This is a genomic window from Thiomonas sp., from assembly GCF_054608695.1.
The window spans coordinates 37,575-47,271 of sequence record NZ_JBTRXV010000025.1; the positions used below are offsets into that span (position 1 = coordinate 37,575).

A 9,697-nucleotide genomic window follows, 5' to 3' on the forward strand; every position below is an offset into this window, starting at 1 on the left:
CAGTGTGTGGTGAGTCGGATGTGCCGGTTACACCCAATAGGGAATGCGCTTGTGATAGCGCCCGGTCAAGGCCAAAGCTGCCAGCCAGCCCAGCACCGCCATGGCGATTGTGAGTTCCCAGGTGAACGCCGAAGGCACCAAGCCCACCAACGGCTCGCGCACGACGTCAATGAGATAGGCCAGCGGGTTATACCTCACGATCCACTGGTGCTTGCCCGCGAGCATGGTGCCGTGAAACAGAATGGGCGTGATGTAGAAAGCAACTTGCAGCAGGGCCGAGACGATCTGTGGCAAGTCGCGAAAGCGTGCGGCCATGAGGCCGACCAAGGCAGCAATCCACATGGCATTCAGTAGGAATAGCGCCAAGGCGGGGATAAACAAGGGCAGCGTGGCCCAACTCTTCACGCCGAAAATGAGCAAGACCGCCAGCACGATGATGAAGTTGTGCGCAAAGATCACAGTGTTGCGCCATGTGGCCTGCAGAACATAGATGAGACGCGGAGTGTTGACCTGGCGGATGTAGTTGGCACTGTTGATATAGGCCGAGCAGCCTTCGTTCACGATGCTGGAAAACAGACTCCACATGACGATGCCAATGGCGATCATCGGCAAGTAGTCGGTGAGCTTTTGACCAAACAGGGAGCTATAGACAACGCCCAGCGTACCCACTAGCACGCCCATGCTGATCGTCAACCAAAACGGCCCCAACTTGGAGCGCGCATAGCGCTGGCGAATTTCCAGCCATCCAAGCAGGCTCCACAGGCGCCAGGCCTTGATGCTGGACAGAAGATCATTGAAGGCAATTTGCAGGGCAGACATGGGAGGATGTTGGAGATTCGGCGTTTTCAGGCCAACGAGACATTGAACGTTGAGCCAGGGAGTCCGGCAGATCACACTCCGCAGCGGTTTCGCATGGGCTTTGGTCGCTCCGAGCGATGCTTCGACAAGCCATGAGCGATCTGGTGTGTGGCAGCGCAAGAACATGCCGCAAGTTCGGGAGCAACAACTGGGGTTGGGATGCATGCCCAGCGAATATGAATGCCCCCAGAGTGATGAGCGATAAGACTATGGCGTGAAGTGTATCAATGGCAAGCTGCGGCAGCCCCGAGTGACGAGCCACAGTTGCGCAACGCCATGGCCCAAGGAAGAAGCACCCAACGTCACCTAGGAAGTGCAGAGCTTGAATTGGCTGCGTCGTTCAATAAAGTCTCATAAAGATCCAACGTTTGCCTGACCATCGCCTCAACGGTGAATGCGCGACGCACTCGATCTTTGCCGGCTTGACCGAGGTAGTTGGCCTGTGCAGGATGGGTCAGGAGGTGGTTGAGCGCCGCAGCCAACGCGTTGGCGTCCCCGGGTTCGACCGTGAGTGCACAAATGCCGTTGGGTGCCACCTCGTTCACACCGTTGTGCAACCAGGTGTTGACCACGGGTTTCCCGCATGCCATTGCCTCCGCCTGGACAATGCCAAATGCCTCGGTTGGTGCCGACGATGGCAGACAGAACACATGACAGGCATGAAAGTAGGCGGGAAGGTCTGCCTCGGCGATGGGGCCGGTGAAGTGCACATGGACACTGTGCCGGGTTGCCAATTCGCGCAGATCACTGGTCAACGGCCCTTCTCCCCCCAACACCAACAGCGCGGGTACCTGTGCCATGGCTTCGATGAGCACGTCGAACCCCTTGTAGTACACATGCCGACCAAGGGCGAACACCAGAGGCCGTTGGCCAAACTCCTGACGAAGTGCCTGGGCACGCTGCATCACCGCGGCAGTGGGAAGCAGTGGAGTCGTGTCGATTCCGTAGGGAATGACGTGGCGGCGCTCAGGCGGTGCGAAACGGTCGATTTGCGAGGCTCGCAAATGCGCTGCGGTCGCACCAATGATCGCATCAGGCTTGCGCAGCATGCGTGACGCGAAGTTGAGATAGAGCGGCCCGAGCAGCCGTTGACGCACGATGTCGGTATGCCAACTTGCCACGTGCAGGGGCGATGCAGGAACCAGGCTCGCGATGACATGCGCAAAGGGGTCGGGCCAGTGCTGATGGACGATGTCGAAACGCCGCTCTCTCGCCAAAGATCGCACCCGCGCCAGCATTCCAGGGGCGATGGCTTGGCTGCCGACATGCCCGAAGGTGCTCACGGGCTCGACATGGACACCCGCTACCGTTCGCGGTTGCGCCTGCCCGGAAGGGTCGTAGGCCAACACCGAAATGTCGACCCCAGCATCAGCAAGGCCACGCGTCAGAACCTCAACGTGACGCTCTACACCACCCGGCCGCTGGAATGCATACTTGGAAAAATGAAGAATTCGCACAGGAGGTCCGAGTCAGGCAGCAAAAATACGCTGCTGAACCTCAGACAGGCGGTTTGCAACGGACGCACCACATTGTTCCAAACTGAATACTTTACGCATATGGGACGCGGCCGCCTTACCCAGATCACTAGCGTATTTTTGATCATCAACAAGCCTACGCATGTGAAATCCGGCTTGCTTCAAATCTGGTTCAGCCCATTGATTGCCATGAGCATAAGGGTATTGATGCGGCTCAATATCAATTAAATTATATCCTACTAAACAGCTATTTGAGGCATCCATGAATTCCATATTCCCCGAATAAGCTGTACCGATGACAGGCTTGCCTAATGCCATCGATTCAGCCAAACCCAACCCCAAGCCCTCGGCGCGATGAAGTGAAATATAAGAATCCACAACCGATTCAAGCCCAAACATAGCCTCACGACTCAAAAATTCGTCCTGCAAAATAATTCTGACATCCTGAGATATCGCATCAGATATCCGTTTATAATCCTCGGGTCTCTTATTACCATTAGTTGATTTGATCAGGAGTATAACGCGATCGTCAGGACTTGGGAAGGCGTTTTTAAAAGCTTGGATCACGCCCAATGGATTCTTACGATCAATAAAAGAGTTGAAGTCGAAACTAAATAAAAAGACAAATTTGTCATCAGGCAGCGAAAATTCAGATCTATGGTAAGTACGCTCCATTTTGATTTGAATCGGTGTTCTAAGTTTGAAGACAGGTTTGTTCGTTCGCTTTTGAACAGTCTCTTTAACGAAATCGGTGGCAACCCAAATCTCATCTACCTCGTTAAAACTGCTGGACCATTCAAGTGGAAAACTCCCAAGCTCCCAGAACCAATAGCCGATCGTATATTTGCTTCCATAGTTGGGCCCAAGCACAGTCTTGACATAAGGCGTTTGATCGGCATTGGCAAATATTACATTAATAGGAAAATTAGCGGCATTAACGATTGCGCCTTCAAATCTAAAATCATTTTGGCGGCCTGTTGAACTAGAGTCGATATTAGTCAAGGCAAGATCCACACCTGCAATCTGGGCAGCAACTATGAAAAGCCTAGCATTTTCCGCAACACCAAATTCACCCTTCAAATACCCAATAAAGTTAGCCGCCAGCCCTTTTCCACCCTCCTCTAAATTGGATGCAAAACCAATTGCCACTTGGCTATCAGCTTGCCGCTTCACCGCGATTGCTGGGGATTGAGTGGACCTGAGAATAAACTTGCGCAGTTGCCAGCGTGCGTTGGGGCTCAATTTATTGAGCAAAATTCGTACAATCCGAAACTTCTGCATCCGAGGATATTGTTTACGCATCCAACGAAAAAGTCGAGTCGAAAGTGACAAGGGCTCTTGGAATGCTTCAGCCGAAATTGCAAAAGGATCACTGACCTCATGAGAACAGCCAATATCATACTTGACTCGAAAAATAGCACGCATCTCGTCTGTAATGCGACCACCATCAGTCAGTCTCCCATAATAATATGGAATTACTTTAAATTTTTCATGCCCATTAATTTTCAAAAAATCAATGTATTGCTCATACACAGGCCGTAGCGCCCCAATATTTGTTATATCAAAGCGATTCTGATGCTTAGAAAAAATTTCCGGATGTTGCACATCAATCCCAGAAAAATGAATAAAAGAAACTCTCTCACCGTTCGCCGCCAACACACCGCTGTCGGAAATGGAAACCGATCGATGTGGTAAGTTCCAATACGCTAAATTATAACCTGGGTGCCTCAGAATACTAATATTTGGAAACATTCCCGGCACAAGATCCATCCACTTTTGATCAGTGAACATTCCGGCTTCAAGATTTACATATGCACCATACTCTAGCTTACGGCACCACCAGTCAATAAAATTTCTCCTTGAGTGATTCGCTCCAGTGGCAATAAAACCCAAATTAAAACTACCTACGCGTGATATAGCTAACTCATCTGGATATTTTCCGTCTTCAAGAGGGCTCGTTAAGTGGGGCGTAAGTACGGCCGTTACACCTGTCTTCAGTAAGCTGAAAACCTCGTACAATGGAGAAAGAAAAAGTATATCGGGGTCGATATAAAGAATTGGCGAGGCGTCGCGTTCACGCATCAATTGGCTAATTGCGAATGGCTTGAGTGCTGTGTTAAATTCCAATATTGAATAGCGAAACGCGAGATGGCGAAAATTTGGAATTTTCAAATCCTTCGCAAAACGGAGTTCGAATAATCCTTTTTCGATTTCAAAATCTTGTGTCGTTTCATCAGCCAAAAATACGTAACGAATTGCATCAGGATAAAAATTTCTGATCGAGATCATCAAAGTCTTTGCATAGGCCATATAGTTGGCCGACACAATTGTGAAGAAGACAGGGCATTCACTCGTTGTCTGGTCGTTATTCATGAATTTAGGTAAATTTATCAGTGCGCTGGATTCATAAGCTGTCAATTATTTTTCTTAAAGCCACATCTATCTAGCACTCATTGCCAATCATCAGTTATTTGGCGCGGCACTGCATCAGTTAAAAAAATTATTAATATGGACAGGTATTTTCTACTTTAATTTTTTGTCTCATTATTTAAAATAAAAACCCTGTTAAGTTTGTCAAAAAATTTAATACGCATTCGAGTGAATTACTCCCTTGAATAAAGTGAGGAAAATTATTTTAATGTCAAGCCAGACAGACCACTTCTGGATGTATAAGACATCATATTCAATGCGCTTCTCCATTTTTTCGAGGGTATCGGTTTCACCGCGAAATCCCGCAATTTGCGCAAAACCGGTGATGCCTGGTTTAACCATATGTCTAGCGGCATAAGATGGAACAATTTCAATATACTGTTGATGATGCTCTACGGCATGTGGGCGTGGCCCGACCAGAGACATTCTCCCCTGAATCACATTGATGAGCTGCGGTAGCTCGTCCAAACTTGTTCGTCTGAGAAATCGCCCGAACTTTGTAACCCGTGGGTCATCTTTCGTCGCTTGTACGAGCTCGCCTTGACAAGGCTCTTGAATGGCCGTCATCGTCCTAAATTTGTATATGATGAATTCGCTACCAGACCACCCAATACGTCGTTGTTTGAAGAGCAACGGCCCCGGTGAGGTCAGCTTAATCCCGGCCGCAATCAACAGCATGATGGGAAAGGCGATGAGCAAAAAGATACTTCCAAGAATCATGTCCTCCGCTCGTTTAACCAAGCGATTGACGCCCTGCATGGGAGACACCGAAAGGTCCATCATCGGCATACCGCCAATTTCAGTGACGGAATGATTGAGCAATTCGTAGCCGAACAAATCAGGAATGTATCGGATATTGGCAGTGGTATGTCGAAGCGCATGAAATGCCGCACGCAAATGTTCCTCGTCACGAAGTGGAATGGCAACCCAAACTTCGTCAACAGTGTTCGCATTCATAAAAGCCTCCAAGTCTGGCAATATACCGACCGTGGGAACACTCTCAGTCGAAGGACGTTCGTTGGTGCCGAACCAGGCAACAGGCTTGAAACCTAGACTGGTTTGGGTGAACGCTGTTTGAATGGCTCGCGTAGCATTTTCCCCGTGACCGATGATGCAAAGTGTGCCCACATTGTAGCCACGCTTGTGAATCCAACGCAAAGCCAGGCGCAATGCAATGTGTGTAACACCTAAGCCGATACCTGCCAATGTAAACCACAGGGCAATCCATACCCTGGAATATGTCGCGCCCAGTTTTAAGGCGAATAACAAACCCGTCAGCAACAGAAAGGTCAGCCCCCAACCCAGCCAGAGCAGACCTACTTCATGTGCGATGCTACCGGCGCGCCAAGACCTGTAAACGCCTATTTCCGCAAAAATCAAATTGGCGAGAAGGACGGCAATAAAAACAGTTGCGGCTTCATTTTGGCTATTATTCAATTCCGCGAGCCTCAGAAAATAGGCCGCCGTACCAGCCATGACAATAACCAAAGCGTCCGTCAACCGCAACAGCAATGTAAATGTGCTCGGATATTCCCTGAGCGTTTTTCGCCTCAGAAACATAATACCTCCTGCCTCATAACGCAAACCTGCCAAAATCGATCATTCTAGGGAACCGCTGATTTATTCGGAAAGCACATCACATGGTCAGGCTTGGGCCGTTGTAAATCAATGGCTTGCGGCATGTGAGACGCGCTGGAATCGAATAAATCAGCGCTTCCCTCTCGGAGACTTTGGTTTATTTTAGTTCATGAAAATTCTTGCGGTTTCCACGACCCGGTTGTGGCGGTCGTGATGGACTTGACAGCGGCCGCTCAAATTCCGCAGCCTTCAACCGACTCTCGCAGCCGTCGTACCCACAGGACGTGTGAGTGCGGTTTGCTTGCACGTGTTACTTGGTCGGCCCTTACATGGACTCCGTATCCAGCCAGGCCCGCACCGCAGCAGGGGACTGCTCATCGGCGCGGCGAATGGGCTTTTGCGGTGTGAACCCCCAGCGCGCCAAGTACTTGCCCACCGAGCGCACCTGCAAGGCCATGCCGCATTCGCGCTCGATGAGTTGCATCACAGCAGCTCGGCTCCACAGGGCAAAGTCCATCTTGAGTTGCTCAGGGCGGTGATCGCAGATGATTTGTTGGATGCGCGCTTCCTGCTCCGCACTGAGCACCCGCTGCTCCCCTGCGCGACGGCCTCTGCGCTGGGGAGCCAGCGCAGCCATGCCACCGGCTTCATAGCGGTCAATCGTCTTGCTCACCGCGGTGTGGCTCTGTCCCACATCGGCGGCAATCTGCGTGCGCGTGCGCCCGCGCTTGTGGGCCCGTATGACCTGCCTGCGCCGCTCATGTTGTTCGGCTGGCGTCAGCCGTCTTGCATTGTCTTTGTCCATGCCAATGCTGGCTCTCGCATTCATCCCCAAAGTTCAATCTATTTATGGGCTGAATCTATAGGCCTTTGGCCAGCAGGGGTCAAGCGGGCGGTTTTCGCTTGTCGTTCCTCATGAGGCTGGATAAAATCACAGCATGCAAACCGGCTTTCGCTTCCGTTGTTACCCGACCGCCGCGCAGGAACAGACCCTGCTGCGTTGGATCGGTTGTCAGCGGTTCATCGTCAACGCCAAGGTGCGTGAGGATCGTTACTTTCGCACCTTCGCACGCAAGTCGCTGCAGCACACCGGCCAGTACGCGCCGCAGGATCAGCAATACGCGCAATTCATCAGCGAAGAGACGGCCTGGCTGCGCGAGGTGCCGTCTCCGATCCTGCGCAACGGCGCGGTGCGCTGGAAGCAGGCGTATGGACGATTCTTCAAGCAGCTTGCTGGCCGCCCGACGCTGCAACGCAAAACAGGTACGCAGTCGGTGTGGATCACCTCCGAATTGTTCCGCTTCGAGCCGGTGACCGACCCCGCCACGGGTGAGGTTGCGCAGCGCCTCATCCTCGGCACGACGAAGTTTCCAGTGGGTGAGATGGCGTTCAAGACCAGCGGCGCGTTCAAACCACCAGCGTCGATCCACATCACCGTCGAGGCAGGACGCTGGTTTGTCTCAGGATCGTTTGACGATGGTGTTGTGCAAGCAACGTTCCAGGAGACCGCCAACTGGCTGGCGACGTTCACGCAGGACGAGCTGCTTGAACGCACGGTCGGCGTGGATCGTGGTGTGACCATTCCCGCGATGGCGTCGACCGGCCAGGCGTTCGACTTCACGACGGCGCAGCAAGAACGCATGGCGAGGAAAGAAACATCCCGCCGCCGCTGGCAACGCAAGCTGTCGCGGCGAACCAAGGGCGGTGCGAATCGACGCAAGGCGGCACGCCGCGTCGAGGCGCTGCACCAGTACGCCAAAAACGTTCGCCGCGACTTTGCGCATCAGACCAGCCATGCGCTGGTGTCCAACCCGAGCAAGCTGCTCATCGTGTTCGAGGACCTGGGTGTACAGCACATGACGCGCCGCGCCAGGCCACAGCAGGATGCGGATGGCCGCTACGTGCGCAACGGCGCAGCAGCCAAGTCTGGCCTCAATGCCGCCATCCTGCGCAGCGCATGGGGCAAGGTCAAAGAGTATTCGACGTACAAGGCGCTGCGTGCGGGCAAGCTCTGCTTGTCCGTGCCCGCCCAACACACCTCGCAGGAATGTGCCACGTGCGGCCACATTCACCCAGACAACCGGCTTTCACAAGCCGTGTTTGTCTGCCAACGCGGTGGGAAGAAGGACAACGCGGATCACAACGCGGGGCGCGTCATCGCCAGTCGCGGGGTTGATCGCGTGCTATCTGGTCAGTACAAAGACAAGGACCGCAAGCGCACGATGCGCTTGCGCCAGAAATCACTAGGGCCGGAACGGTCCGAAGTCACGCCCATGGAGACCACGGTCAGTCGCGGCGCTGGAAACAGCGCCACGCTCGGGTCGGGGAAGTGGGAAATCCCCGCGAGAACGCCATGCGTTTAGCGACGGGAGAGTTCATAACGCCTACACTGCTTCCAGCAGGACTGTGTCGAGTTGTACCGGGGAACTGGAACGCAGCACCAGCCTCTAATCGGTTGTTTGCCATCGGCAAACCGCATTGCTTTTTGGGAGAACTTCAATGAACGACCGCTTCAATCCGCAACCCTCGCTGTACGCCCAAGGCGCTGGCGGCTATGCCGTAGACCGCAACCGCGTGCTGCGCAACACCTACACCTTGCTGGCCATTTCGCTCATTCCAACGGTGTTCGGCGCCTGGGCCGGCCTGAAGCTGGGCCTCGCCACGTGGATGGTGACCAACCCCGGCATGGGCATGCTGCTGTTCCTGGGCGGCGCTTTCGGCTTGATGTTCGCCATCGAGCGCAACAAGAATTCGCATCTCGGCGTTGGCCTGCTGCTGGGCTTCACGTTTTTCATGGGGCTGATGCTGTCGCAAATGCTCAGCTTCATCCTGGGCATGTCCAATGGGGTGCAACTCATCGGCATGGCCTTCGGCGGCACGGCCATCATCTTCGCGGTCATGGCCTCGCTGGCCACCGTGGTCAAGCGCGACCTGAGCGGGCTGTCGAAGTTCCTGTTCGTCGGCGTGATCATGCTGCTGATTGCAGGCATCGCCAACATCTGGCTGCAAATGCCGGCGCTGATGATCATGTTCTCGGTCGCGGCCATCGGCATCTTCTCGGCCTTCATGCTGATTGACGTCAAGCGCGTGCTCGACGGTGGCGAGACGAATTACATCTCGGCCACCCTGGCCATTTATCTGGACCTGTACAACGTGTTCGCCAACCTGCTGGCGCTGTTGGGCATCTTCGGCGGCCGTCGCTGAACCTGGCCTCAAGCTGCAGTTGGGAAAAGGCCCGGCATTGCCGGGCCTTTTTTATTGTGTGCGCCCGGCACGGGCGCACTCCTGCGGGTGCAAGTCCCGCCACAAGCTGGTCATGGCGAGTGAAGCGAAGCGCAACTGCGTGAGGGCGACCG

6 protein-coding genes and 1 pseudogene are annotated in these 9,697 nt (G+C 53.5%); 2 read left to right on the forward strand and 5 right to left on the reverse strand.

Annotation, left to right across the window (positions count from 1 at the left end; all coding sequences use genetic code 11):
- Positions 1 to 27: 27 nt before the first annotated feature.
- The 5 genes and pseudogenes from ACYCUK_RS10565 to ACYCUK_RS10585 form a co-directional block, all read right to left on the reverse strand.
- Complete coding sequence (locus tag ACYCUK_RS10565; protein WP_461594727.1) at positions 28 to 819, reverse strand: ABC transporter permease; 792 nt, start codon at positions 817 to 819, stop codon at positions 28 to 30.
- A 341-nt stretch (positions 820 to 1,160) separates the two neighbouring features.
- Positions 1,161 to 2,315, reverse strand: a complete 1,155-nt coding sequence (locus ACYCUK_RS10570) for a glycosyltransferase (protein ID WP_461594728.1) — start codon at positions 2,313 to 2,315, stop codon at positions 1,161 to 1,163.
- Positions 2,316 to 2,327: 12 nt separating this feature from the next.
- Positions 2,328 to 4,751, reverse strand: coding sequence for a glycosyltransferase (locus ACYCUK_RS10575; RefSeq protein WP_461594729.1), 2,424 nt, complete (start codon positions 4,749 to 4,751; stop codon positions 2,328 to 2,330).
- Between the two features lie 165 nt (positions 4,752 to 4,916).
- Complete coding sequence (locus tag ACYCUK_RS10580) at positions 4,917 to 6,323, reverse strand: undecaprenyl-phosphate glucose phosphotransferase (RefSeq protein ID WP_461594730.1); 1,407 nt, start codon at positions 6,321 to 6,323, stop codon at positions 4,917 to 4,919.
- Positions 6,324 to 6,675: 352 nt separating this feature from the next.
- Positions 6,676 to 7,146 (reverse strand): annotated as a pseudogene (locus ACYCUK_RS10585) (winged helix-turn-helix domain-containing protein); the annotation flags it as partial.
- Positions 7,147 to 7,279: 133 nt separating this feature from the next.
- On the opposite strand from ACYCUK_RS10585, the gene ACYCUK_RS10590 reads away from it, so the two are divergent.
- Positions 7,280 to 8,704, forward strand: coding sequence for an RNA-guided endonuclease InsQ/TnpB family protein (locus ACYCUK_RS10590; RefSeq protein WP_461594731.1), 1,425 nt, complete (start codon positions 7,280 to 7,282; stop codon positions 8,702 to 8,704).
- A gap of 136 nt (positions 8,705 to 8,840) precedes the next feature.
- On the forward strand, positions 8,841 to 9,545 hold the full coding sequence (locus ACYCUK_RS10595) for a Bax inhibitor-1/YccA family protein (protein WP_461594732.1): 705 nt from the start codon (positions 8,841 to 8,843) through the stop codon (positions 9,543 to 9,545).
- Positions 9,546 to 9,697 lie beyond the last annotated feature (152 nt).